Origin of the sequence: Pontibacter deserti, from assembly GCF_023630255.1 — a bacterium.
In the GTDB taxonomy this organism is placed as follows: domain Bacteria; phylum Bacteroidota; class Bacteroidia; order Cytophagales; family Hymenobacteraceae; genus Pontibacter; species Pontibacter deserti.
This window is the reverse complement of the sequence record NZ_JALPRS010000001.1, coordinates 2,260,298-2,285,446: the sequence shown is the minus strand read 5'-3', so window position 1 is coordinate 2,285,446 and position 25,149 is coordinate 2,260,298. Positions and strand designations below refer to the sequence as shown.

The window sequence follows — 25,149 nt, the reverse complement described above, 5'->3', positions numbered from 1 at the left end:
CAAGGGTTAAGGCTGAACTGTGTTGGGTAAAGTTGTTTCAATTGTGTTAATGGCTACCTTATCATTATTACAAATAGAGAGATAAATAATATAAGCAATATCTCTAATTTGATTAGCCAATTAAGATAGACTTGGTTTCTAGTTTTTAAATACAGGCGGTATAGAAGGATCAAATCAAAGAAAGTTCCATAAAACCAAGTTACCTGGTAGCCATGCGTTCGCAGCTCCGCTTTGATTTTGAAGATGATTATATTCAGATAGAGAGCAATTAGTGCTTCTACAACGATAAATAAACCGAAAAGCAGTGCATGAATGTTACTTGCATCCATAGTCCAGGGTGTGGGTATAAACTGAATCCTGCCGAATGAGTTTTACTACAAAAGATCCTTTTTCCTTTATGATAGAATCTCCTACCTGGATATGATCATAGGTGTCACTACCTTCTAAAACGAAGAAACTATTGTCTACTCTGACTTTCCCCCTTCGGTAAGCAAAATGCCTGAGATCCCTTTTGTCTCTGTACTTCGCAATCACTACACCTATAATACTTTTTTCCTTTATCAAAGCTGCAGTCTCGCAACGTTCTTTATCTGCATTTTCCCTTGTGTTAGTTGAAATCAATGGCTTGATAAACACCCAAAACACAATGAGTATAACAAAAGGAAAAATGAAACGAAGAAAGTGGTTCGTTAGTAAAGATTCTAAATTCATATTAATTGCTATTTTACCCAACTACAGTATAAACGAAAACATACGCTTATCTACCCTATAACTATAGTTACATCATCTCATATCTACCAGCAACTATAGGTAATTCCAAGCTAAAATAGTAAAATTTATATACTTGCTACTCATTCTGCCATACTTTATCTAAAACACTTACTAAAACCATATGGCTACATTTAAAGTAGCCTATACTTATGGAGCAGCATATTTCGGTTTGGCCAATACTGGGGCTGGCGTTTGTACATTTGTTTGGTAGCCGGCTGCGGTTTCTGGCGGGTGTGCCACGCAGTATCTGGCTTTCGGCGGCAGGTGGTGTGTCGGTGGCCTATGTATTTCTGCACCTGTTTCCGGAACTGAGCAAAGGGCAGGAGCACGTAGAGAACCTGAGCTGGGCCGAAGAGTTTCTGAACCACCATGTGTACCTGATGAGTTTGTTTGGCCTGGCCGTATTTTATGGTCTGGAGCGGGCTGTGGTGCACGAGAAGCGGGAGCTACTTAAAAAAGCAGATAAAGAGAAAGCCAGAGCTGGCTTATTCTGGGTACATATTGTCTCATTTGCTATTTACAATGCGCTAATCGGGTATGTGCTGTTTCAGCGGGAAGAAGGAAGTATAAAGTGGATGTTGCTTTTTGCTATTGCCATGGCACTCCATTTTATAGTTAACGATTATGGTTTGCAGGAGCATCACCAGGATACGTACCGAAAGGTTGGTCGTTGGGTGCTGGTAATAGCTTTGCTGCTTGGCTGGAGTGTCGGGTTTGTGGTAGAGTTGCCGGAAGTGGTGCTGGTTATGGTGGTAGCTTTTGTTGGGGGCGGCATTATCCTGAATGTACTCAAAGAAGAACTTCCCGAGGACCGTGAAAGCCGTTACTGGGCCTTCGCGGCCGGTGCTTTTCTGTACGCTATACTACTGCTCTCTTTATAAAATTCTTTAAACCGATTTCAGAAAGTATAAACCATAAAAAAGCCGCTCTGGTACAGAGCGGCTTTTTTATGAGAAGTAAACAAACGCTTATGCTTCGTTCACTACAATCTTCTCTATTTTGTCGTTTGCTTTGATCTGGTCAATCACATCCAGGCCTTCCACTACTTTACCAAAGCAAGTGTGGTTACGATCTAAGTGTGCAGTGTTTTTGCGGCTGTGGCAGATAAAGAATTGTGAGCCACCAGTGTTACGGCCAGCGTGCGCCATACTTAACACACCACGGTCGTGGTATTGGTTTTCGCCGGTAAGTTCGCAATCAATCTTGTAGCCCGGGCCACCTGTTCCCGGTACGCCTTTAGCACCTTCGCGGGAGTTAGGGCAACCACCCTGTATCACGAAATCAGGAATTACACGGTGAAAAGTAAGGCCATCGTAAAAGCCTTTTTTAGCAAGCGATATAAAATTATCAACTGTTTTAGGAGCGTCTTTTTCGTAGAATTCTACTTTCATTACTCCTTTGCCAGTATGTATTTCTGCGGTTTTCATGCGTTTTGCTGTTTAATTGTTAAACATGATCTAAAAACAAAAGTACACATTTTATAGTTTACATGACTACAAAGCTCCTGTAATGGCAGCTTTCGAAACCGAACCATAAATTTGATACTTATTAATACTATGAAAAAAGTGAATATAATGCTTTATGGCCTGGGCCTGTTGTGCAGTGCTTCCTTGTTGGTTGGCTGCGGCAGCGATGAAGAAAAGCACCAGGAGAACGAAATGCAGGAGCAGAGCATGGAGCCAAATCCGGGCTCTCAGCAGGAAGCTAAAAATACTGAACCTACAACAGATGGCCGGCAGACCGGAGAAGGTGACGGCCCGGTAAACCCCCAGATCGGTGGCTATGAAACTACACCATCTCAGTCTATCCCCGAAAATGCGGAATCCACCACTGACCTTTCTACATTTATTTCAGCTGTTAAAGCAGCCGGCTTACTAAATACCCTGAATGGTACGGGTCCTTATACAGTGTTTGCTCCATCAAACGAAGCTTTTAATGCTTTACCGGGTGGTACGCTGGAAGACCTGATGAAGCCTGAAAACAAGAAACAGCTCACCGACCTGTTGAACAACCACGTGGTAGCAGGCAAACTGGATGGCGCTGCACTTCAGACAGGTTCCAGTGTAAAAACATTAGGCAACAATCAATTACAGATCTCTAAAAAAGGAGATATGATAATGATCAATGGTGCTGAAGTAAACAAAGAAAATATTCCTAGCAGCAACGGTGTCATCCATATCATAGATAAGGTGCTGGTGGTATCTGAAAACAAGAAGTAAGTATAAGTTAGAACGGATTTGTAGCCCAGACAGCCAACTCAGGTATAAAGCCGCGGTTATCCATTTCCAGGGCGCTTTTAATTGCCCAGGCTATTTCCTGGCCACGCAGTTTGTGTGGCTCAGGATGACGTTCTTTCCTGTCTTCCCGGCCAAAAGCTGTGGTAACTTCGCTGGGGTTTATCAGCATAACCCGTACATTATACCTGCGTAGTTCTGCCTGCCAGCTTTGGGTCATGCTGCGCAGTGCGGCTTTAGATGATGCATACACGGAGCCGCCTTCGTAGCCTTTGGTAGCAGCCGTAGAACCTATATTAATGATGTTGCCATACTTCTGTGTTTTAAAAATACTGGCAGCTGCGGCGGCCATCATGGCTGCACCAAATACATTTACCCGGTAAACCTGCTCAAAATCCTCCAAGGTTAGCTCATCAAGCGGCTTATACATCCCGATACCGGCGTTGTTAATCAGGGCATCAAGCCGGCCAAACTCATTCAGGAAAGTGGAGAAGGTGTGTTTTACGTCGCCAAAATCTGCAACATCGGCTGTGATAGGCAGCGCGCCCAATGAGCGGGCTGCTCTGTGTGTCCGCTTTTCGTCACGACCGGTAATAGCAACATTTGCGCCGTGTCTGATCAGCAGTTCAGCAGTTGCATGTCCAATACCGAGCGTGCCACCTGTTATCAGGATATTAGCATTATCAAGTTTCATAGCTGCAGGCTTAAAGTATAAATTATTAACGACAGGAAAGAAGTTAAGATGTGAGCAACTTTAACAAAGCAGTTACTGCTAAACCCAGTATAAGCTAACGTAATGGGCAGGCATGATAGAAACTTTTGAATTTTTATAGAAAAATCATTTAAATTACAACTTCGAAATAGCTTTACCTATACTTTACAACCCAAATGATTCTGCATAAAGACGGCCTGATACTGATGGATTATGATGTAGCATCAGATATTTTAGTGGTTAAGTGGCTTGCCAGCAAAACATCCTCCAGTTCTGAATTGAGCTATACCATGAAGCTGCTTGTAGATAAGATCCGCAGTTATGATATAAAAAATTTACTGATTGATGCACGGGAAGACGTAATTGGCATTACTGACGAAGAATATGTTGAAATTAACATGACCTTTGCGCAGAATTTAGCAAGTACACGCCTACAGAGGGTAGCCAGATTGGGTACCACCAACACCAACCGCGAAAACTTTGTTCAGGAGCTTGCAGAAGATGTGCAGGCATTGCCTGAAGCAAACGTTGTATACCAGGAATTTCAGGACGAAACAATTGCGATACAATGGCTGCAGCAAAACGGTGAGCGCAGCAGCTAAGCAAACTATAGCATAAAATTTCAGGGTTACTTCCGGTTGTCTTCGCCCATCAGCATGCTCAGATAGCTTTCGTAGCGGGTTAATGAAATTTCGTTGTGGCGGACGGCTTCTATAATGGCACAGCCGGGTTCGTTAAAATGGGTGCAGTTGTTAAAGCGGCACTGGTTCAGGCGCTCGCGCATCTCCGGGAAGAAATGCCCCAACTGGTTTTTAGGAATATCTACTATACCAAGTTCTTTTATACCTGGGGTATCGATAATGAAGGTCGTATTGTTGATTTCAAACATCTCAGCGAACGTGGTGGTATGTACCCCTTTATCAGAGAAATCGGAAATTTCAGAAGTTTTCAGCTCCAGGTCTGGAACTATCAAATTGATAAGTGTAGATTTTCCGACACCTGAGTGACCTGAAAGCAATGTGGTTTTGCCCTGCAGGAGCTTACCCATCTCTTCTATGCCTTCGTTGGTTTTTGCAGAAACCGTCATGCTGCTGTACCCGATCTGCTGGTACATGTGGCTGATCTGGCGCTGGTAGTCGCGCATCTCGTCGTCGTACAGGTCGGTCTTGTTAAATACAAGTATAGTCGGGATGTCATAGGCTTCGGCAGTAACCAGAAAACGATCCATAAAGCCGAAGGATGTGCGGGGCGAAACCAGAGTAACTATAAGTAGTGCTTGGTCTATGTTGGCAGCAATTATGTGCGAGTAAGCAGTTTTGTGCGTGCTCTGGCGGATGATGTAATTTTCCCGGTCTTCAATCTTATGGATAACAGCGGTATCTTCGCCGGTCGTTTCCACTTCAAACTCAACACGGTCGCCAACAGCCAGCGGGTTACTTACCTTTAAGCCTTTTATCTTGAACTTGCCACGCAGACGTGCCCGGTGCAGCTTTCCCTCGGCATCCCGAACAAGGTACCACGATCCCGTAGATTTTACTACAACTCCTTTCATCTTATCTCTTTAACAGGCGCTGTATGTCGGCCATAATTTTTGTGGTGGCGCCTGCCTGCTGTTGTACGTATTGTTTTTCGGTGTCGGTTATACGTTGGCGGGCTCCGGGTGTGGTATGTACTTTCTCAAAAGCAGCTAATAGTTCATCAGCATTGTTTACAGGCATCGCGCAGCCCAGGTTTACCAGGTCCACTGCTTCCTGAAACTTCTCATACTTCGGCCCGAAAAACAGCGGTAACCCAAACACGGCAGCTTCCAGGGTATTGTGCAAGCCCTTACCAAAAGCACCACCGATATAAGCATACGTACCATAACTATAAAGGGCAGACAACATCCCGATATTATCGATCACCAGCACATTGTACGTGGCTATACTTTGCAGATCAGCCTGAGAGAAGCGAACAGCCCCATCGCCTAACTGCGTAATAAGAGTAGCGATACCATTTTCGTGGATCTCATGCGGCGCGATAATGAATTTTATAGTTGACCTGTACTTCTGAATGAGCGGAAGCAGAACCTCTACATCCGCGGGCCAACTGCTGCCAACCATAAATACGTCGCTACCACTTACAAAAGCCTCTACCAGCGGAATCGGTTTTATACTTGCGGCAGTCTGTAGTACTCTGTCGAAGCGGGTGTCGCCAGCTATACTTGCTCTGGTTATACCTATACTTTGCAGCAGCTCTACCGATTGTTTGTTTTGAGTATAAATATGAGTGAAACGGCGCAGCATGTTGCGGTTAAACTCTCCGTAAGGTTTAAAGAACACCTGCTCTGGCCGGAAAATAGCTGAGATGGAAAGTATAGGAATTTGTCGCTGTTCCAGTTCCTGTAAGTAGTAATGCCAGAACTCATACTTTACAAAAACGGCCAGCTTTGGCTGCACAATCTTTATAAACTTACGGGCATTGGCAGCGCTATCTAAAGGCAGGTAAAATATAAAATCGGCACCACTATAATTTTTGCGCACTTCGTAGCCGGAAGGGGAGAAGAACGTGAGCATTATTTTATACTCCGGGAACTGTGTCTTGAAAGCTTCTATAACCGGTCGGCCCTGCTCAAACTCTCCCAGCGAAGCACAATGAAACCAAACTACCGGCGCTGTATTTCCTGAAAGTGCCTGTTGTAGCCGCTCAAACTCTCTTTCACGGCCCTGCAGCATCAGCTTTGCTTTCTGGTTAAAAGGTGCAGCCACTGCCAGTAATCCATTATAAGCTTTTAAGCCGATGTCGTAGAGTAGTTTCAAATTTGTACTGCTGTTTGGCTGCAAATATAGCAGTTTAGGTGTTGAATTGTGTGCAATTGTTCATCTCTGGCATCTATAGTTGCGTACTACACTTACCCTAAGCAGCAGAGGCAACTATGATAAAAAGTACGGAAGAAGAAGTAAGAATAGCAGTTTTTGACCTGAACAAGACCTTTTATAACAAGAGCTCCAAAGACGAGTTCTTTAAATTTATTAGTGCAAAAAAGCCTCATAAAGTAGCCTACTACTTCCAGATGCTGTACTATAAAATGTTGCTGAAAATGCACCAGATCAGGCAGACAGAATTTAAAGAGAACTTCTTTAATTACCTGGATAATCTTCCGCCGGACCAGGTAAAGACTTACGCCAAAGAATTCTGGGAGCAGGAATACCCGGACAACTTTAACAAAGAAGTAAAAGACAGACTGGATAAACTAAAGAAGGATGGGGTACAGATATTTTGTGCTACCGGTGGGCTGGAGTTATATGTGGAACCACTTTTTGACCTTTATAAGATTGATGGCTTTTTCGGAACGAAGGCTAACTATACTGATGGTACTTACTTAGTAGACGGCAAAGCCTGCAAAGCAGAAGAGAAAATTGCCCGCCTAGACGAACACTTTAAAGGCCGGAAGTATAAGATTGTGGAGGCCTACTCTGATGATAAAGAGGAAATCCTGGATGAAGCCGAAAAAGCCTGGCTGGTGAAAGATGGGGAGCTCAAGCCATATAAATCGTAGTTTTTTAGGTTGAGTGTGTGGCCGTGGTTGGGATGTATACTAAATACTTTATATTTGATATATAATAGGTCTGTAACTTCTTAAACTATAACTATAAAATGGCATCAATTAGTCCTTACCTGACATTTGCAGGCAACTGCGAAGAAGCTTTTAATTTTTACAAATCTGTTTTCGGCGGCGATTTTCCGTACGTAGGCCGCTTTAAGGATATGCCTTCGGAGCACCCAATTCCTGAATCTGAAGGTAACAAGATCATGCACATTTCTCTCCCGATCAGCAAAGAAACTACTTTAATGGGCAGCGACTCTTCAGAAGCTTTCGGGCATGCGACTGTTATGGGTAATAACTTTTCGATCTCTATCAACGCCGACAACGAAGACGAAGCCAAGCGTTTATTTGATGGTTTATCTGCCGGTGGTAAGGTAACAATGGCCCTGAACAAAACTTTCTGGGGTGCGCTGTTTGGCATGTTCACTGATAAGTTTGGCATTCAGTGGATGGTGAATTATGATTACGAGCAGAAACACTAACTTATACTTTAGCAGGTGAAGCTACTTTTGGCCATAGGAGCAGGCAGTTTTATAGGCGGAGCCAGCAGGTACCTGCTGGCTTTGTTTATTCAGTCGCGATCCACACTTGCTTTCCCATTAGCTACGCTTACAATAAACATAGTTGGCTGCTTCCTTATCGGGTTGGTTTTTGGCTTTGCCTCAAAAGGTACTATAACTCCGGAGTGGCGTTTGTTTCTGGCTACAGGTATACTGGGTGGCTTTACCACCTTTTCGGCTTTTTCTTACGAGACAGTGCATATGCTACAGAACAACCAGTTTGGGCAAGCTATACTTTATATTTCGGTAAGTGTACTGCTTGGGCTGTTGGCTACCTTTGCAGGTTTGTGGCTTATGCGCATAGTGTAACTACAAAATAAAAAGGCCTCTGAAATAAAAAAGCCCCGGCATAGGCAGGGGCTTTTGTTTTATACTTGAACTGCTAAAACTTAGTGTTTCGCTAAGTAGCTTGACACACCTTCTTTAGTAGCCTGCATCGCTTCTTTGCCTTCAGACCAGTTTGCTGGGCAAACTTCGCCTTTCTCTTCAAAGTACTGCAGAGCATCAACCATACGCAGTGCCTCGTCGATAGAACGGCCAAGTGGCAGGTCGTTAACAACCTGGTGACGAACTACACCTTCTTTGTCGATAAGGAACAGGCCGCGGTAAGCAATCGGCTCACCAACAAATTCTACCTGACCTTCTTCGTTATACTCGTAGTGGCCAGCCAGTACGTCGTAGTTCTGAGAAATAGTTTTAGAAGCATCAGCTACTAACGGGTAATTTACACCCTCGATACCACCTTGGTTGCGTGGTGTGTTCAGCCATGCAAAGTGAGAGAAATGTGTGTCAGTAGAGCAACCTACTACAGCAACGTTCTTACGCTCAAACTCCTCCATTCTGTCTTGGAACGCGATGATCTCGGTAGGGCAAACGAATGTGAAATCCATTGGGTAAAAATAGAAAATCACGTGTTTTTTACCGATATACTGATCCAATGAGAAGTTCTCTACGAACTCACCGTTTTCAACGGCCATTGCTTTAAAAGAAGGTGCTTTTTTACCTACTAATACTGCCATGTTTATAGTATTTATTTAGTTTGAAAATTATTAATTAATGAATTCTGATTTGTTTATCTGGCTCCAGTTTTTTGCCCGTTAACTGCACCGCAAAGCTTTTTATCTCGAAGTTCTGTACCTGCTTTTTGCTGAAAAATTCCTTTAGCAAAACCTCCAGTTCAGGATCTTCAAAATCGATGATCTCGCGGGTGTTACTACAATAAATGTGGCTGTGCGTGGAGCTATTGGTATCGAAACGTTTCCCGCCTTCCTCAGTCAGTACACGCTTGATCAACTCTGCTTCTGCAAACGTATCCAGCGTTTTATAAACTGTGCCAAGGGAGATGCTGGGATTTGCAGGCTTAAGTTTCTGGTAAACTTCTTCGGCTGTCGGGTGGTGCCCGTGCAATTCTGTTACCGCTTCAAGCACCACAATACGCTGATGTGTGGCTTTTAAGCCGCACGCTGTCAGTCGCTGTCGTAAGTCGTTTCGGTTCAGGTTTTGCATGTCCAGATAAGAATGATTCTTAACTAGTAAAAGTTCCTGCAAAGGTAGGGCTTATAGTTAAAAGTTAAAAGTGAAAGGGTAAAAGTTGTTCGTGAATAGGGGAACTTGAAGGGTAAAGATGATTTAGAGGTTGTAGTTTAATAGTTTGCTTTAAGGAGTGAAAATCAAACCACCCCTGCCCCTCCTTATCCAAGGAGGGGAGTTCTGCTATTGTTAAATCCAAGAACTTGGGTTCTATAGTGCATAATTTCTGTGTAGTTTAAAAATCATTAACCATAAACTATAAATTAAAAAAGTTCTAAGGGTAAAGCTCCTCTCCTTGGATAAGGAGGGGCAGGGGTGGTTTGATCCTATGTCTCTAACTCCTAAACTATACCTACCTTCCCTTAAACTCAGGTCTGCGCTTTTCAACAAAAGCATTCATACCTTCGGTCTGGTCTTCGGAGGCAAAGCAGAGGTAGAAGTTCTTACGCTCAAAGTATAAGCCTTCATCCAGTTGTGTTTCAAAAGCACGATTTACAGATTCTTTAGCCAGTTTCACCGCCACCGGCGACATTTGGGCAATCTCACCTGCCAGTTTAAAAGCTTCTTCCAGGTATAGCTCTACCGGTACCACACGGTTAATCAGGCCTTGCTTTTCGGCTTCTTCGGCTGGCATAAACTTACCGGTTAAAACCATTTCCATTGCTTTGGCTTTACCTATTGCTTTGGTCAGGCGCTGTGTACCACCGGCACCTGGCATTACTCCAATCTTAATTTCAGGCTGGCCAAACATGGCAGTCTCCGAAGCAATAATCATGTCGCAGGTCATAGCCAGTTCGCAGCCACCACCCAATGCAAATCCTGAAACGGCTGCTATAATCGGTTTTTTTGTTTTGCGGATTTGGTCCCAGGTAGAGAACTGATCGATGTTGAGCATATCAATAGCAGTTTTCCCGGCCATTTGTTTAATATCGGCACCTGCTGCAAAAGCACGTTCGTTCCCTGTTATTATGATAGCACGTACACTTTCATCTTCGTCCAATTGTTTTAAAGCATCGCGCAGTTCACCCATTAGTTGCAGGTTCAGGGCGTTTAGTTCTTTTGGGCGGTTTAGTTGGATAAGGGCAATATGTGGACGTGCCTGTGGGGTAACAAGTATAAATTCCATAGTTATAAAATCTTGATTAATGTACCGGCTAAATTAAAGCTTTTTGTGGCAAGGCCATAAAAAAGCCTGCGGGGTAGCAGGCTATCTATCTTAAATGGCGATCTCTTCCGGTTCTTGTTCCTGATCGGATACCAGCCGGTAGTATAACTTCTTTATCTGTTTGGGGTGTTGCTCATCTTCGGGCGATGCAAACTGTTCCAGTGGTCTAGCTTCAGCAGATTTAAGGAAAGGAGGTACCTTTGCCACAAAGCCTATGTAAAGCAAGCCTGAAAGCAAGAGTAATTTTGTTAAAAATAACCTATCAATTTTTTCAACTGGTTGCATACTGCAGATAATTTAGCTGAGATGAGACACCATGTATACTGTATAGACTATATAATGTTACAGTATTTAACAAGGATCATCTGCTATTTTATCTGTAAAGATAAATGTAATATCTAAAATACATGCAATTATTTACAAACAAATTGAAAAGTTGTTCTGGTACGTTGTTCCAGTAACACTTCCTTGTTTGCAACTACTTTATTTATACTTTCGGTGTCGTAATTTTTAATGGTATAAAGTATAAGCCCTGTGTTATAATGAATTACAAATTGGTCCTGAAGGGTTTTCAATAGCTTCTGCAGTCGCTCTTCGTTACAATCGGTACAGATAGAGAAAGAGATAGCTGAGTTCTGCATCAGGTTAATCTTAAGTCGCAGTTCAGATAAAGCATTAAATATAGTACCCAGGTTTTTTTCAGATATAAAAGTAAAGTCCTTGGCACTAAAGGAAATTAAGCATTGATTCTCCTTAATAATATAGGCTGGTGCCAGTTTCTGATACCTGCAATCGCAGATCTTTGTGCCTTCGCCGGTTGGGTTCAGGAAAGATTTAACATAAAGCGGGATCAGCCTGTTGGCCAGTGGCTTTATAGTTTTAGGGTGTATTACCGATGCCCCATAGTAAGCCATTTCTACCGTTTCCTGGTACGATATCTCAGCATAGCGAACCGTATCGGAAAAATATTTAGGATCAGCATTCAGTAAGCCTTCCACATCTTTCCAGATGTACATAGCATCTGCGTGCAGGCAATACGCAAAGATAGCGGCACTAAAATCTGAACCTTCACGGCCAAGTGTGGTGGTAAGCCCGTTGTTGGTGCCGCCTAAAAAACCTTGTGTAACTATAAGTTGCTGTTCCAGTATAGCAGGCAGGTCACGCTTTATCAGTCGCTCGGTCCAGTCCCAGTCTATTTTGGCTTCGCGCCAGGTTGTATCAGTCTGGATATACTTGCGGCTGTCTATGAAGGTGTTAGTAAGGTGCTGTAACTGCAAAAAATGATGAAGTATAGTGGAGGCTAATAACTCACCAAAGCTTACTACCTGGTCATACAGCTGATCGTAGTTAGTCTGCCGGTTCAGGTTTTGAAGCGTAGCGTCTAATTTAGAGAACAGGTGCTCCAACTCTTCGTATACAGGGTGACTTGCATCAGGGAACAAAGCCTGTACGGTCTCCTGGTGGTAATCCTGACTTTCCTGCAATGCCTGGTTGTAATCTTGTTGTGCATAAGCCGTATTAAAAACATGCTCCAGGGCGTTGGTTGTTTTGCCCATAGCCGATACAACTATAAGTAACTGGCGGGAGCCACCATGGTTTTGCACGATCTGAGCCAGATTTCGGAAAGCGTCGGCATTCTTAACGGATGCACCTCCAAATTTGTATACTTTCATTCATTTAGGGATAATACCTCGTAAAAATAGGTAGCCTTCGTTTATGAATCAAAAAATGATATTTTTGTACTACTATATTTAGATAATAACTTCTTCTATCATGAACTTTAATCTGGCATTACCTGTAGGAACCACACTTGACAGGTTTATTATGAGAAAACAGGAAGACTTCCCGTTTGCTACGGGTGAGCTTTCCCAGTTGCTGCGCGATATCGCATTGGCAGCTAAAATTGTAAACCGCGAAATTAACCGTGCAGGCCTGCTTGATGTAACTGGTGCTTACGGTCAGCAGAATGTGCAGGGTGAAGAACAGCAGAAGCTGGATGTGATTGCTAATATCCGTTTTGTGCGTGCCCTACGTAACGGCGGCGAAGTATGTGCCATTATTTCTGAAGAGGAAGATGAAGTAATCCATACGGGCAATACCAAAGGCAAATATATTGTAGCCATGGACCCGCTGGATGGATCTTCTAACATCGATGTAAACGTTTCAATCGGCACAATCTTCTCTATTTACAGAAGAAAATCTGATACCGGTTGCGAAGGAACTATAGAGGATTGTTTGCAGAATGGTACGCAGCAGGTAGCAGCTGGCTATGTGATCTATGGATCATCAACGATGCTGGTTTATACAACAGGGCATGGCGTAAACGGCTTTACGTACGATCCTTCATTAGGAGAATTCTTCCTGTCGCATCCTGACATTAAAACACCAGCCACAGGTACCATTTATTCCTGCAACGAAGGTGGTGTAAACAGTTTCCCGGAAGGAGTGAAGCAATACCTAAACTATTGCAAGGAGAATGGTTATTCTGCCCGTTATATCGGTTCATTGGTAGCTGATTTCCATCGTAACCTGCTTAAAGGTGGTATCTATATTTACCCGCCAACCGCAAAAGCTCCAAATGGTAAACTGCGCCTGATGTATGAGTGTAACTCACTGGCATTTATAGTAGAGCAGGCAGGAGGTAAGGCAACAGATGGTAGCCGCCGTATCATGGAGATTGAGCCAACAGAGCTGCATCAGCGTTGCCCGTTAGTAATTGGTTCTGCTGAGATGGTTGATAAAGTAGAAGAGTTTATGAAAAGCGAAGTAGCTGTATAAGCTTAGCTTTTAATTAGAACGATAGATAAAGCGGGTCTGCGCCTTTTGCAGTTCCCGCTTTATTATTATTTGGGCTATGTGGTCTGCTACTTCCTCTTCGGTTGGTGCCAGCATAGCCTGCTTTACTTTTCGCTCATCTACATCAATCCGGTAAAGTATATTGAGCAGGCGGTTCAGGTCTTTTTGGAGTAAGTATAACACGGCCTGCGCTAATTTTTGCTGCAGGTCCTGCAGGTTATGGGTATGCTGTAATGTTTCTGTTCCAAACAGTTTCTGCAATTGCTGCGTGGCCCCTGAAAGTATAACTGCTGCGTACTCCATTGTTATAAGGATGAATAAAAACAAAAAGGCCTTCTGATCTCAGAAGGCCTTTTTAATAGGTAATTATTTTTTCTTCTTTGCTTTCTTTCCTTCTTCTGCCTCTGGTTGCGCATCAGTAGCTTCCGTTTCAGCTTTTTCAGCGGCTTTAAAACCGATATGTTGTTTTACGATCTTATACCAGTTCGCCAGCTTCTTCATGTCCGAAACATAAACGCGCTCTTCGTCAAAGTCAGGCAGTACTTCTTCCATAAAGGCTTTGTACTCATGGTCTGCTGGCTTCTCGCTTAATGGCAGGTTATCGCCAAACTTTTCATTGATGCGGTCAAATACCTCTGCCAGGGGCACAGTTGTTTCCTCATCTGTAGTATAAATAGAGATCTCATCCAGCAAAGACATACGCTGACGTGCCTGCGCAACCAGGCGCTGCGGCTTCTCTGATAAAGATTCAACAATTACGCCGGTGCGGGTAGGAGCTACCACACGGTAAAGTCCGTTCATGCCGGAAATGGCTGCAACTTGTCTTAAGTCAATAGGCATAGTAAGGAATAAATCGTTGTATTATAGTTTAAACTTAATAGGTATACTCACATTAAGGGCATAGCCTGGAGCTTTAAATTTAAGCAACTTAGCTACACGCATTGCTTCTTCGCCAGTGCCGGCACCTGCGTTGCGCAGTACTTTAAAACCCGAAGTTGAGCCATCTTCATTTATCGTGAACCCAATAATGCAGTCGCCCTGCACGCGGTTGCGTTTAGCAAGAGCCGGGTACTTTACTTCTTTGCCGATGAACTCATACATAGCTTCTTTGCCGCCTTCGTAATGCTCCGCTGCCGGCAGCACATTATCAGGTATCCAGTAAGCTGGCTTCTCGGTTTTCTGTGCTGGCGAAGATGCTGTCTGGGCCGAAGCCGTTATTGCCACGAAGGCAAATAAAAGAAACAAAAACGAAAATTTAGTTTTCATAAGGGATTAAGATTAAAAATTTCAACTTTAAACCGGGTTATTGCTGCACCTGTGCATTTACTTCATCTATAAATGTAAGCAATTCGTCACGGCCTATTCTTTTCTCAGATGAGGTAACAAAAATGCGGGGAAGTTCATCCCAGGTTTGCAGCAATGTACGCTTGTAGGCAGCTATGGTTGAGTCTGTCTTTACAGATGACTGCTTATCAGCTTTCGTAAAAACAAGAACAAATGGTACTCCCAATTGGCCCAAGTGGTTAATAAAATCAAGGTCTGTTTTCATCGGCTCATGCCGCGAGTCAATAAGCACAAATACACAAGTCAGGTTCTCACGTTTCTGGAAATAATAGTTGATCATCTTGCGCCAGTCGTCGCGTGAGCCCTTGCTTACTTTAGCGTAACCATACCCTGGCAAATCTACTAAGTACCAGTTGTCGTTTATCAGAAAGTGATTTATGAGCTGTGTTTTACCTGGCGATGCAGATGTTTTAGCAAGCCCTTTCTGCTCAGTAAGCATATTTATTAACGAAGACTTACCTACATTAGAACGCCCTATAAAGGCATATTCCGGCTTGTCAGGCGCAGGACATTCTTCCACGCGGGTATTACTCATTAAAAATTTTGCTTCCTTAATTACCATTCTGATGCTTCTTATTTGCTGCGAATAACTGAAATTTGTAATATAGCAGTTTACGCAAGTATAATTTCGTTAACTTAAGCGATAACAAAGGTACATTTAATTTGCCAAACATGAAGTATTCACCCTCTACTTGGTGGAGCGTTGCAGGTATAACGCCAAAACATATAAAACGGTATAGTCTTAAGCCTGCAGCCTTGTTTTTGCTGATTGTAATTGTTTGCAGCAGTATGACCATGCCTGATCCTGATAACTCTATGCGTCGGGCAGACAAAGCTTATGCAAAAGCTGATTTTGCTGAAGCCGCAGAATGGTACCAGAAAGTGCTGGAGAAAGAACCTGAAAACCTTCAGGCTATGTACAGGCTGGGAATAAGTTACCTGGAGATGCGTGAGCCACGTAAAGCCAAACTCTGCTTAGCTAAGGTTTTTGAACTGGATCCGCGTTTCGGGGAGAAGGTGATCGTGAACCTGGCTGAGGCCCTGCACCAGAACTATGAGTTTGAGGAAGCGAAGAAATTCTACCAGCAGGAGATTTACAGTACCGGCCGCGCTGACTGGAATTATGTAGAAGTAATACGCAAGCGTTTAGAAGAATGTAATGCGGGTCAGGCCTTGTTAGCCCAGCCATCTGTTGCCCAGGTGGTTAACTTAGGTGCGGCCATAAATTCAAAAGAAGTAGAGTTCGTGCCTATACTTACAGGCAATGATTCTACATTGCTTTTTACAGCACACGAAGCGCCTGAAGGACCTGAACAGATTCGAATATCCAGAAAAGTAAAAGGAGAGTGGAAGGCATCAAAAGAATTTCTGCCGGCTACCAATACTAAAATGGGACATTCAATTGTAACGATCTCTCCTAACGGAAACCAGCTTTATACTTATGCAGCAGCAGAAGGTCTCCGTAGTTTTGACCAGGCAAAAGGAGCATGGGTAAACCCAAAGCCAATGCCTATACCATTAAGTCAGCTGGCAAACGAAACATCGGTGCATATTACTGAAAGTGGTGAATTTGCCTTCTTCTCCAGCGACAGACCAGGCGGTTATGGCGGCCTTGACCTGTATGTTAGCCAGCGCTTCCCGGACGGAACGTGGAGTGCAGCTATAAACCTTGGCGCAAGTATAAACACCCCTTACGATGAAGATGCCGCCTTTGTAGATGCTACTACCAAAACATTATACTTCAGTTCGCGCGGGCATAACACCATGGGGGGATATGATATTTTTAAAGCTGTGATGCTGGATGGCGCGTGGCAGCAAGTACAAAATGTTGGTTTCCCGATCAACTCGCCGCACGATGACTTATACTTTACATTAGACCGTAACCGCCAGTCAGCTTATTTTTCGTCTGACAGGCCTGATGGGATGGGCGCACTGGATATTTACCAGATACTGTTCCTGAAATAAGCCTCTCAATAATTTAAATCAAACAAAATACTGTAACTGCCGACTTAAATCCAGGTCGGCAGTTTTTTTGTTTTTTTCAAATCAAAAGTTGAACATATATAAATACTATATTTTTTATATATTTGCCTTAATTCAATTGTTTATAAGTAATATTATAATTGTTAGCTGTTTTACGTATACTTTATAAGGAGTTACAACACCGGCTATACTTTACTAAAGTCATCTTTAGCAAGCGTAAAATAAATATATACTTACATATACCAATTTTAATATTGCTCGTATAGATGCGAAATATAAGGTGAACTACGCCTTCTAACGCTTATCGAATTTACACCCAGTCAAACCAACAAAAAGTATAACAAACCTTTACAACATGAATCAATTAGCCAAATCGTTTTCACGATTTTCTTTGCTGTTAGCCCTGTTGTGCCTGCTAGCTGTTTCAGCTTCTGCACAAAGCAACAGAAAGCTGATTCGGAGTGGAAACAAACTCTTCGCAAAAGAAAACTATCGTGCAGCCGTTCCTTTTTATGAGCAGGTACTGGCCAATGATCCCAACAATGCAGATGCACTGTATTATGCCGGTATCAGCTACATGACCTTCGATAAAGAGAAAGCGGCAGACTACCTGTACCGCGCTCAAAAGGTTAAGCCAAACGTAGACCGTGATCTGGAATACTGGCTGGGCCGCGCAGACCACATCAACTACCGTTTCGATAGTGCAATTGAGCACTTCCAGGCAGCGCAGAAAGAGCTTCGTCGTCGTGATGAAGAGCGCCGTGAAGAGCTTGCCATGCTGATACAACATGCGCGAAATGCTAAACGTGAAGTGGCTAACCCGAAAGATATTTTCGTGAAGAATTTAGGAGGTGTTGTTAACTCAGCTTACTCTGAGCACAGCCCTGTTATTTCTTCTGATGATAACTACCTGCTTTATACTTCCCGTAGCTCTGAAGCAACCGGTGGTACACCAGCACAGGATGGCGAATATTATGAAGATATTTTCGAAACTACCCGCACCGGCGAAGATGAATGGGCTCCAACTAAAAGAGTACCTGGTGCTCTGAACAGCACAGGTCACGATGCCTCAATCCAGCTTTTTGACAATGATACTAAACTGTTGCTTTACCGAGCCGATAACAACGGTGATATAATGGTAGCTGAGCGTCAGGCGGATGGCACATGGGGTGCTCCAAAAAGCATCAGCGATAAAGTAAACACAAAGGATTATGAATCTGATGCCTTCATTTCAAAAGATGGCCAGACATTATTCTTCTCTACAAGTGCTTATTCAGAAAACGGCGACTTAGATATTTATGTAGCTAAGCGTAACAAGGATGGTAGCTGGGCAGCGCCAAGAAGCATTGGTAGTACTATAAATACACCGTTTGATGATGACAGCCCTTACTTTGCTGATAACGGTACATTATACTTTGCTTCTACAGGCCACAACACAATGGGTGGTTACGACATCTTTGCCTCTAAGTATGACTCAGTTGCAAGAAGATGGGCGAAACCTGTTAACATGGGTGCCCCAGTAAACACACCAGATGATGATACTTATTACCGCTTAAGCCCGGATGGTAGCTACGCGTACCTGTCGTCTTACAGAATTGGTGGCTACGGCGAGAAAGATATCTATACGATCAACTATATCCGTAATGTGCGCGTGCAGGGCCAGGTGTTCTCTAAAGTAGATAGCACGGCTTTGCCAGGTATAGAACTGATCTTTAATGGTCTGGCAGCTGATAAGCGCCCTATTTCTTACCGCGATATAACAAGACCTGACTCAGGTTACTACCAGGTAGATGTTCTGTCTGGTCGTAATTTCCAGGTGCAGGTTTCCAAAGATGGTAAGCAGATCACAACAGAAGAACTGGAAGTGCCAATGTCATTGAACGATACAACTACTATAGTTCGTAACTTCTACATCGACTACGTTGATACAACTGCTACACGTGCCGGCGTTATTGCAGGTATGAAGCCAATTTATTTCGATACAGATGAGTATAACCTGCGTCCGGAATCAGTAAATGAACTGGATAGAGTAGTTGCTTACCTGAAAGCAAACCCACTGGTTAACGTAAGTATAGAAGGCCACTGCGACTCTCGTGCCAGCGATGAGTATAACCTGAGACTTGGTGAGAACCGTGCTAATGCAGCTTATGATTACCTGAAGAGCAAAGGTATTTCTGAAAGACGTTTAGTAACTGTAACTTATGGCGAGCGCAGACCTGCAGTACCAAACACATCTGCTGAAAACATGCAGCTTAACAGAAGAACTGAGTTCAGAGTGATACCTAGAGCTGACCAGACAAATCCATAATTTATAGTGCTTTAAACTATAAACTGAAGTATAACAGAACAGGCCGGGCATATACCCGGCCTGTTTTTTTATATAAACAGTGTATTATAAGTATAGGTAGCGTATTTTTGCCTGAATACTTTTAATTGTAACTATGGCAGTAGTACCTTATAAAGACCAGAACGGAGACAAGAAATCGCAGGTAGCGAAGATGTTTAACAACATTGCCGGCAAATACGATTTCCTGAACCACTTCCTGAGCGCTGGCATCGACATCATCTGGCGTAAAAAGGCCGTAAGCATGCTGGAGCCCATTAAGCCGAAACAGGTACTGGATATTGCCACCGGCACCGCCGATTTTGCTATTGAGACCCTGCGCCTGAACCCGGATAAAATTACTGGGGTGGATATTTCTGAAGGAATGCTGGCAGTAGGCCGTGAGAAATTAATTAAAAAAGGACTGACAAATAAAATAGAATTGCTTTACGGTGATTCTGAAAATCTACCTTTTGCTGATAACTCCTTTGATGCAATTACCGTAGCCTTTGGTGTGCGCAACTTCGAGAACCTTGAAAAAGGATTATCGGAAATGTACCGGGTACTTAAACCGGGCGGCATGGCCGTGGTGCTAGAGTTCTCTAACCCACGCAGCTTCCCGATGAAACAATTGTACCATTTTTATTCCCGAAATATACTACCTATGATAGGTAAGTTCGTTTCTAAGGACAATGCCGCTTATACGTATCTGCCCGAGTCGGTGCAGGCTTTCCCGGACGGGCGCGCATTTCTTAACATCTATGAAAAGGTTGGTTTTAAATCTACAAAATGGCATTCTCTTACATTTGGCATAAGCTCTATCTACACCGGACGAAAATAACCCTGTTTGTTTTACTGGCTATACTTGTTGCTGCCCCGGCAGCGCAGGCCCAGAAAAAGATCAACACGCTTAACAAAGCCGACTACGATAACAAACCCATACATTACGGATTTTATCTGGCAGCGCCCTTAACAAGGTATAGTATACAGCATTCGCAGGAGTATGCCGATCAATTGGCAACTGATCCATCAGGTGGCGGGGTTATAACAGTAAACGCTAAATTCAGTCCGGGCTTTTACACCGGCCTGGTGCTCAATGTGCGCCTTGCTGATTACCTGGATGCACGCTTTGTACCTGGAGTAGGGTTTTACAGCCGTAAGATCGAGTTTACCAATATGCCACAGGAGACAGGCGAAGTACAGACTGTTGATAAAACAATTAGCTCTACTATGGTAGAACTGCCCTTACTGCTGAAGTATAAAGCGAAGCGCCGATCAAATGCACGTATGTATCTGGTTGGTGGTATAAAGCCGGGCATAGACCTGGGCAGCGGCAAAAGCGACGAGAACCCGGACAAAGGGCTGGCTGTTGAAAAATTTGACCTGGCGTTGGAGTATGGATTTGGTGTAGACATGTTCTACCCGTTCTTTAAGTTTGCACCAGAGATACGTTTTTCGCATGGCCTTATTAACCAGCACAAGTTAACGCAAAGCGAGTATAGCCGCTTGCTGCAGAAGCAGACAAACCATAACATATCGCTTATCCTTTTCTTTGAATAACTCACCAATGAAGATCGCACTTGTAACCGGGGCTACATCCGGTATAGGCCGCGCTACAGCTGTTGCGCTGGCAAAGCAAGGTTTCCGTATTATTGCCACAGGTCGCCGTAAAGAGCGCCTGGAAGAACTGCAGCAGGAATTGGCAGGTATAACCACTGTGCTGCCTCTATTATTTGATGTACGCAGTAAAGAAGCTGTGCAGTATGCTATTGCCTCTTTGCCACCGGAATGGCAGCAGATAGATGTACTGGTAAACAATGCAGGTAATGCGCATGGGCTGTCTCCGTTTCATGAAGGCTCACTGGAAGATTGGGACGCGATGCTGGATATCAATGTAAAAGGCTTGCTTTACGTAAGCAACGCAGTAATTCCGTTAATGCAGCAACAAGGCAGAGGCCATATCATCAACATCGGCTCTATTGCGGGTAAGGAAGTGTACGCTAATGGTAATGTGTATTGTGCCTCAAAATTTGCGGTGGATGCTCTTTCCAAGGCTATGCGCATCGACCTGGTGCAGACAGGTATAAAAGTATCGGAAGTTAACCCGGGGCTGGTTGAAACGGAATTTTCAGAGGTTCGCTTTAAAGGAGATAAGGAACGTGCTGCCAGTGTTTACCAGGGATATCAACCCTTACAAGCTGAAGATGTAGCTGAACTGATCTCATTTATAGTTACACGCCCGCCACACGTAAACCTGGCTGAAGTGCTTATACTTCCGACAGCACAGGCATCGGCTACGGTGGTGAACAAGCAACTATAATGCTGTAAGATATAAACCCGCTACGGGAATGGTCGTACTTTAAAGGGTGCCTGTAAAAATTACAGGCACCCTTTTTACTTTTAGAATTTAAATTTCCAAGCTATGAAAAACCAAGGAAACAATCCGAATACAAATAAGAACCAGCAGGGCGAAGGCAACATGGAACCGCGTGGCAGCCAGGAACAGCTAAGAAAACAGCAGGAAGGCAACCAGAACCAGCCCAAAGGACAAAACATCAGCAGAACAGATACTTCGCAGCGTAATACAGATAGTCGAAGTGCCGATTTAAATCAACCTGACTCTAATACAGCTAACTCTAAAGGTGCTGTAGATACGGGTCAGGGCGGAACAAGAGCAACAGCCAGCCAACAGCAGGGGCAGGGACTTAAGAGTGCTAAAGATCCTAACAACCGAAGCGGCAGCGACAGCGGACAGAACACAAATAAGAAAACACGCTGATTGACAAGCTAGAAACAAAAAGAGCCGCACCTGATCTGGTGCGGCTCTTTTTGTTTATCCAATTATACAGATATAGTTAGTCCAGGTAGAAGTGGAGTAAAAAGCCGGCTCCTGAAAAATCTTTAGCCCGTATATTATCATCCAGTTTTAATTTAACACGGTCCCCGGTCACAAAGTTGTTGCCATAGGTACTGTCTATGATACAGATTTTATTGCCTGCACTCTTTTCTGAATCTGAAGTATAAGTGTCTTCTCCGTCGCCACCCCAAATACTGATCTTAATACCAGGTGGTGCAACGCCCTGCAGTACAAAACGATCATCGCCGCTCAAACCATAAAGTATAAGTTTGTCTGTGTGGCTTGATTTGTAAGTACGTTCGAACAACAGATTTTTTACTTCTGCGTCTTTGGTCAGTTTATATACCTGTACCTGTACTTCATCTTTGTTTAAAGCTTTAACTATAAACTGCTCGTGTTTATCAGTGCCAACTACAATCGCCTCTTCCGCAAGTATAGCATAGTAATCCCGGGCGGTTTCAAGAATGTTGTTACGGTGAGCCTTAAGCTTGGAGATGATGGGGCCAGCTGTTAATTGATGTATCGTATCAGGCATCGCTTTAAAGGACTGCTCGATAACTTCATCTGTAAGAGCTACTTTTACGCTGTCTGCAATCTCTTCCCAATCTTTCAGCTCCAGTTCAGAAAGCAGAAGGGCATCTAAATTACGGGCATTATAGTTTAGTTTTTTTAGGTTACCAACCCGCTTATAGTACGTTCTGAAATGTGGTTTATACTTTAAACGATGTGTGAGCCAGGGAATGGGTGCATCATGCAGCTTATAAAAAACATTATCACGATCGCGGGGAATGGGGCGGTAAGTATAGGCTTTCTCTTCAGGCTCTAGTTCCGCCCAGCGCCAGTTGTCTTCGTGTCGGCTCCAGTCACCGATCAGCATATCAAAAAGCCGGGCACGCAGGTAGTTACGGGCATCTACTTTTGTATCGTTGTCGGACAAGCGCTCCGTTAGCATAGAACGGCTGCTTTTTACCTTTTCCGCATTGCCCATATCCGGGTTATCCTGCTGGTTACCAACCGGGCGTCGCTCCAGTAGCACCATGGTGCCACCTATAGTTTCGGCATACTTGCCAAGCCTGGGGTCGTGGGGCACGTAGTATAGCTCCGGGGTAGTATGGTAAATGCCAATAGCCTTGGCCATGCCCGGTAAAGCCAGTGCGGCATAAGGGTGTGTGGCAGCAGTAGCATCCCGGGCAATATTTGCTACATAACTTTTCTGCCACTTGGGTGACAAAGCACCAGCCGGTTCTTTATCTACTGAGCGCAATACATATTCGGTGCCGTTTGCTGCTGCAGCCCTCAGGGTTATGGTCTGGCGACTTCCTCCCATTTGTAAGGGTGTTAATCCACCATTTACAGTGCCTATATCAAGCACCTTTACCTTAATAGGGGTATACCAGGCCGGGCGGTAGTGTTTGCCATAAAAGAAGGTGTGAATTGCCCCTCGCTTATAGTGTGCCCCTGCCGGCAGTAGTATAGTGCTGTCGGTATAGTTAGTAACTAAGGCTGCGTTTGCAGGCGCTTCCGGTACCTGCTTAACTGTATGCGGGTAACGCTGGCAACTACCAGCAAATGCCAAGCAAAGTATACCCACCAGTAGTTTAGGTAAGTACTGCATCTGTAGAATTATACTTGGTGTACGCTCCAAATCAGAATCCTTCTCTGTCAAACGCATGTACTCTTATATCGCGTGTTGTTTTGTCTTTGGTTTCGGGGCCAGCTTCTATTTCAGTACCACGTTTTGTGTCGTATACCCATGTCTTCTTGCCTCCGCTCTTTACCTTAGACTTGTCTTTTATTTCATCTTCGCCCATGCCGCCCACTATAACCACTTTTGTACCTCTGTCTGCTTCACCGCTTACTTTAAACTTATCGTCACCGGCAAGGCCATAAATCCTGATCTCATCTGTTTCATTCCGGTAAAAAGTGCGGCGGTAAGTTACCACATCATCAGATTTGCGGGTTATAGTTACCAGTGTTTCATCGTTGTTCAGGCGCTTTATTTCAAATTCATCTTCTTCGTCGGTGCCAACAACTAAGGGAGCTTTTGCTAAGATCTCGTAAAACTCTGCAGCTGCTTCTCGTAATTTGTCGCGGCGGCTTTTTAGCTTCCGGGCTGTAGTTTCGCCTTCCTGTTTGTATACTTCCTCCGGAAACTGTTTTGCAGCATTTTCGATCACCTCATCTGTAAGCGCATTTTGCAACAATACTGCTACCGAATCGAACTGCTGCCGTGTAACCTGTGCCAGTGCCCGTTGATCCAGAAATTTAGAGTTCATTGTTAAAGCATACACATCGTTGTAATCATCATCAAAAGACTCGAATTTACGGATGGCCCAGTTGCGGCTGAATATCCAGGGGATGATGCCATCCTGGAAACGGTAAAAAACATTGTCGCGGTCTTTTGGGATAGGGCGGTAAATAGTGTTGGTGCCTTTTTTATACACTGCCCAGTCCCATTGGCCTTCGTGCCGGTCCCAGTCGTTTATGAGCAGGTCCAGGAGGCGGGCTTTGGCAAATGCCTGATGGTCTATAAAATGGTCGTCTTCTTCAAAGCGCTTGTGAAGCATATTACCTGAGCCAACTATATCTTCGGCATTGCCCAGGGCAGGCGTAATGGCTTCTTTGCCATCATACTTTTCTTCTAGCATAAATACGTTATCGCTGAAGCGTTTGGCATGCTCTCCGAATGCGGTATTGTTGGGAGTAACGTAAAACAGCTTTGGGGTAGAATGCGGAATGTCGGCAGCCTTTGCCAACGGAGCCACTACCAGAGAGCTGTAAGGGTTTATGGCTGATGTCTGATCGCGGAGAATATTAGCTACAAAGGTTTTGCGCCAGATGCCAGGTACCACGCTTATCGGGTCTTTATCCAGGGAGCGAAGTGCATAAGTAAAGCCTGTGCTGTCGGTAAGGGTCATGCTGGTGGTCTGGAAACCACCGCCGAGTTTCTCAAACTTAAGCCCGCCTTTTTCCTTTTTCAAGTCCAGAACCGGAAGCGTAACAGGAGCCACCCATACCGGACGATAATGTGTACCCCAGAAAAGCCTGTGTACAAAACCACGTTTGTAATGCTTTCCTGCCTGTACGGTTACACTATCAAATGCCTGTGGGTTTTGCTCTAGTTGCTTGTAAACAGCAGGATCAGTGACGGGGGTCTTAGCGTAAAAATTCTTCCGGGCGCACCCGCTTATACTTATAGTTATCAATGCAAGCAATGCTTGCAGGTATATCAGTTTCATAGGTAGTCAAGAATATAATCTTGCCACTATCTAACGTAAATCAGATATA

The 25,149-nt window shown here is 44.0% G+C and carries 29 protein-coding genes; 13 read left to right on the top strand and 16 right to left on the bottom strand.

From position 1 onward, the window contains the following. Positions 1-315: 315 nt before the first annotated feature. Entirely contained in the window at positions 316-711 is a 396-nt protein-coding gene (locus MJ612_RS10025) for a hypothetical protein (RefSeq protein ID WP_187033343.1), read from the bottom strand. Between the two features lie 209 nt (positions 712-920). Here MJ612_RS10025 and MJ612_RS10020 point away from each other — a divergent pair, with 209 nt between their 5' ends. Next, positions 921-1,652, top strand: a complete 732-nt coding sequence (locus tag MJ612_RS10020; RefSeq protein ID WP_187033342.1) for a hypothetical protein — start codon at positions 921-923, stop codon at positions 1,650-1,652. 87 nt (positions 1,653-1,739) lie between these two features. On the opposite strand, the gene MJ612_RS10015 is transcribed toward MJ612_RS10020, so the two are convergent. Continuing rightward, positions 1,740-2,198 carry a peptidylprolyl isomerase gene (locus MJ612_RS10015; protein WP_187033341.1) on the bottom strand — a complete coding sequence of 153 codons (459 nt, stop codon included), beginning with the start codon at positions 2,196-2,198 and terminating at the stop codon, positions 1,740-1,742. 129 nt (positions 2,199-2,327) lie between these two features. On the opposite strand from MJ612_RS10015, the gene MJ612_RS10010 reads away from it, so the two are divergent. Beyond that, positions 2,328-2,990, top strand: coding sequence for a fasciclin domain-containing protein (locus tag MJ612_RS10010; RefSeq protein ID WP_187033340.1), 663 nt, complete (start codon positions 2,328-2,330; stop codon positions 2,988-2,990). Between the two features lie 7 nt (positions 2,991-2,997). Here MJ612_RS10010 and MJ612_RS10005 read toward each other — a convergent pair whose 3' ends face one another. After that, the gene (locus tag MJ612_RS10005) at positions 2,998-3,699 is read right to left on the bottom strand and encodes an SDR family oxidoreductase (RefSeq protein ID WP_187033339.1); all 702 of its coding nucleotides are present in this window, start codon (positions 3,697-3,699) and stop codon (positions 2,998-3,000) included. A 194-nt stretch (positions 3,700-3,893) separates the two neighbouring features. On the opposite strand from MJ612_RS10005, the gene MJ612_RS10000 reads away from it, so the two are divergent. Further along, complete coding sequence (locus MJ612_RS10000; protein ID WP_187033338.1) at positions 3,894-4,319, top strand: hypothetical protein; 426 nt, start codon at positions 3,894-3,896, stop codon at positions 4,317-4,319. 26 nt (positions 4,320-4,345) lie between these two features. Here MJ612_RS10000 and rsgA read toward each other — a convergent pair whose 3' ends face one another. Both rsgA and MJ612_RS09990 read right to left on the bottom strand, forming a co-directional pair. Next, entirely contained in the window at positions 4,346-5,269 is a 924-nt protein-coding gene (gene rsgA, locus MJ612_RS09995; protein WP_187033337.1) for a ribosome small subunit-dependent GTPase A, read from the bottom strand. 1 nt (position 5,270) lies between these two features. Next, entirely contained in the window at positions 5,271-6,515 is a 1,245-nt protein-coding gene (locus MJ612_RS09990; RefSeq protein ID WP_187033336.1) for a 3-deoxy-D-manno-octulosonic acid transferase, read from the bottom strand. Positions 6,516-6,631: 116 nt separating this feature from the next. Between MJ612_RS09990 and MJ612_RS09985 the strand changes: the two genes are divergently transcribed. From MJ612_RS09985 to crcB, 3 genes are all read left to right on the top strand, one after another. Further along, a complete protein-coding gene (locus tag MJ612_RS09985) occupies positions 6,632-7,255 on the top strand; it encodes an HAD family hydrolase (RefSeq protein WP_187033335.1) in 624 nt (207 codons plus the stop codon). A gap of 98 nt (positions 7,256-7,353) precedes the next feature. Next, positions 7,354-7,785, top strand: a complete 432-nt coding sequence (locus MJ612_RS09980; RefSeq protein ID WP_187033334.1) for a VOC family protein — start codon at positions 7,354-7,356, stop codon at positions 7,783-7,785. Positions 7,786-7,800: 15 nt separating this feature from the next. Next, on the top strand, positions 7,801-8,172 hold the full coding sequence (crcB, locus tag MJ612_RS09975; protein WP_187033333.1) for a fluoride efflux transporter CrcB: 372 nt from the start codon (positions 7,801-7,803) through the stop codon (positions 8,170-8,172). Between the two features lie 80 nt (positions 8,173-8,252). Here the strand turns inward: crcB and MJ612_RS09970 are convergent, their stop codons facing one another. The 5 genes from MJ612_RS09970 to MJ612_RS09950 all read right to left on the bottom strand — a co-directional run bounded on the left by MJ612_RS09970 (position 8,253) and on the right by MJ612_RS09950 (position 12,231). Further along, complete coding sequence (locus tag MJ612_RS09970) at positions 8,253-8,882, bottom strand: peroxiredoxin (RefSeq protein ID WP_187033332.1); 630 nt, start codon at positions 8,880-8,882, stop codon at positions 8,253-8,255. 34 nt (positions 8,883-8,916) lie between these two features. Next, positions 8,917-9,411 (bottom strand): Fur family transcriptional regulator, encoded by a 495-nt coding sequence (locus MJ612_RS09965; RefSeq protein ID WP_250419114.1) that lies wholly within the window; start codon positions 9,409-9,411, stop codon positions 8,917-8,919. A gap of 334 nt (positions 9,412-9,745) precedes the next feature. Next, positions 9,746-10,519, bottom strand: coding sequence for an enoyl-CoA hydratase-related protein (locus tag MJ612_RS09960; RefSeq protein WP_187033331.1), 774 nt, complete (start codon positions 10,517-10,519; stop codon positions 9,746-9,748). A gap of 90 nt (positions 10,520-10,609) precedes the next feature. After that, complete coding sequence (locus tag MJ612_RS09955) at positions 10,610-10,765, bottom strand: hypothetical protein (RefSeq protein WP_187033330.1); 156 nt, start codon at positions 10,763-10,765, stop codon at positions 10,610-10,612. A 206-nt stretch (positions 10,766-10,971) separates the two neighbouring features. Next, positions 10,972-12,231 carry an aspartate kinase gene (locus MJ612_RS09950; protein ID WP_187033329.1) on the bottom strand — a complete coding sequence of 420 codons (1,260 nt, stop codon included), beginning with the start codon at positions 12,229-12,231 and terminating at the stop codon, positions 10,972-10,974. 100 nt (positions 12,232-12,331) lie between these two features. On the opposite strand from MJ612_RS09950, the gene fbp reads away from it, so the two are divergent. Next, positions 12,332-13,336, top strand: a complete 1,005-nt coding sequence (gene fbp, locus MJ612_RS09945) for a class 1 fructose-bisphosphatase (RefSeq protein ID WP_187033328.1) — start codon at positions 12,332-12,334, stop codon at positions 13,334-13,336. 9 nt (positions 13,337-13,345) lie between these two features. On the opposite strand, the gene MJ612_RS09940 is transcribed toward fbp, so the two are convergent. The 4 genes from MJ612_RS09940 to yihA all read right to left on the bottom strand — a co-directional run bounded on the left by MJ612_RS09940 (position 13,346) and on the right by yihA (position 15,260). Continuing rightward, a complete protein-coding gene (locus MJ612_RS09940) occupies positions 13,346-13,657 on the bottom strand; it encodes a hypothetical protein (RefSeq protein WP_187033327.1) in 312 nt (103 codons plus the stop codon). 63 nt (positions 13,658-13,720) lie between these two features. Further along, positions 13,721-14,194: a DUF5606 family protein gene (locus MJ612_RS09935; RefSeq protein WP_187033326.1), complete on the bottom strand. Its 474-nt coding sequence runs from the start codon at positions 14,192-14,194 to the stop codon at positions 13,721-13,723. Positions 14,195-14,215: 21 nt separating this feature from the next. Next, positions 14,216-14,620, bottom strand: a complete 405-nt coding sequence (locus MJ612_RS09930) for an energy transducer TonB (protein WP_187033325.1) — start codon at positions 14,618-14,620, stop codon at positions 14,216-14,218. Positions 14,621-14,657: 37 nt separating this feature from the next. Further along, entirely contained in the window at positions 14,658-15,260 is a 603-nt protein-coding gene (yihA, locus tag MJ612_RS09925; RefSeq protein ID WP_187033324.1) for a ribosome biogenesis GTP-binding protein YihA/YsxC, read from the bottom strand. Positions 15,261-15,370: 110 nt separating this feature from the next. Between yihA and MJ612_RS09920 the strand changes: the two genes are divergently transcribed. The 6 genes from MJ612_RS09920 to MJ612_RS09895 all read left to right on the top strand — a co-directional run bounded on the left by MJ612_RS09920 (position 15,371) and on the right by MJ612_RS09895 (position 21,783). Further along, positions 15,371-16,663 carry a tetratricopeptide repeat protein gene (locus tag MJ612_RS09920; RefSeq protein WP_187033323.1) on the top strand — a complete coding sequence of 431 codons (1,293 nt, stop codon included), beginning with the start codon at positions 15,371-15,373 and terminating at the stop codon, positions 16,661-16,663. Between the two features lie 373 nt (positions 16,664-17,036). After that, entirely contained in the window at positions 17,037-18,989 is a 1,953-nt protein-coding gene (locus MJ612_RS09915; protein WP_187033322.1) for an OmpA family protein, read from the top strand. A gap of 133 nt (positions 18,990-19,122) precedes the next feature. Beyond that, positions 19,123-19,845, top strand: coding sequence for a bifunctional demethylmenaquinone methyltransferase/2-methoxy-6-polyprenyl-1,4-benzoquinol methylase UbiE (ubiE, locus tag MJ612_RS09910; RefSeq protein ID WP_187033321.1), 723 nt, complete (start codon positions 19,123-19,125; stop codon positions 19,843-19,845). Further along, positions 19,794-20,564, top strand: coding sequence for a type IX secretion/gliding motility protein PorT/SprT (porT, locus tag MJ612_RS09905; protein ID WP_187033320.1), 771 nt, complete (start codon positions 19,794-19,796; stop codon positions 20,562-20,564). The genes ubiE and porT overlap by 52 nt, the downstream gene beginning before the upstream one ends. 7 nt (positions 20,565-20,571) lie before the next feature. After that, positions 20,572-21,324: an SDR family NAD(P)-dependent oxidoreductase gene (locus MJ612_RS09900; RefSeq protein WP_187033319.1), complete on the top strand. Its 753-nt coding sequence runs from the start codon at positions 20,572-20,574 to the stop codon at positions 21,322-21,324. Between the two features lie 102 nt (positions 21,325-21,426). Continuing rightward, positions 21,427-21,783 carry a hypothetical protein gene (locus MJ612_RS09895; protein WP_187033318.1) on the top strand — a complete coding sequence of 119 codons (357 nt, stop codon included), beginning with the start codon at positions 21,427-21,429 and terminating at the stop codon, positions 21,781-21,783. Positions 21,784-21,859: 76 nt separating this feature from the next. On the opposite strand, the gene MJ612_RS09890 is transcribed toward MJ612_RS09895, so the two are convergent. Both MJ612_RS09890 and MJ612_RS09885 read right to left on the bottom strand, forming a co-directional pair. Beyond that, on the bottom strand, positions 21,860-23,533 hold the full coding sequence (locus tag MJ612_RS09890; RefSeq protein ID WP_187033317.1) for a hypothetical protein: 1,674 nt from the start codon (positions 23,531-23,533) through the stop codon (positions 21,860-21,862). Beyond that, entirely contained in the window at positions 23,508-25,100 is a 1,593-nt protein-coding gene (locus MJ612_RS09885) for a hypothetical protein (RefSeq protein WP_187033316.1), read from the bottom strand. Before MJ612_RS09885 ends, MJ612_RS09890 begins: the two co-directional genes overlap by 26 nt. Positions 25,101-25,149 lie beyond the last annotated feature (49 nt).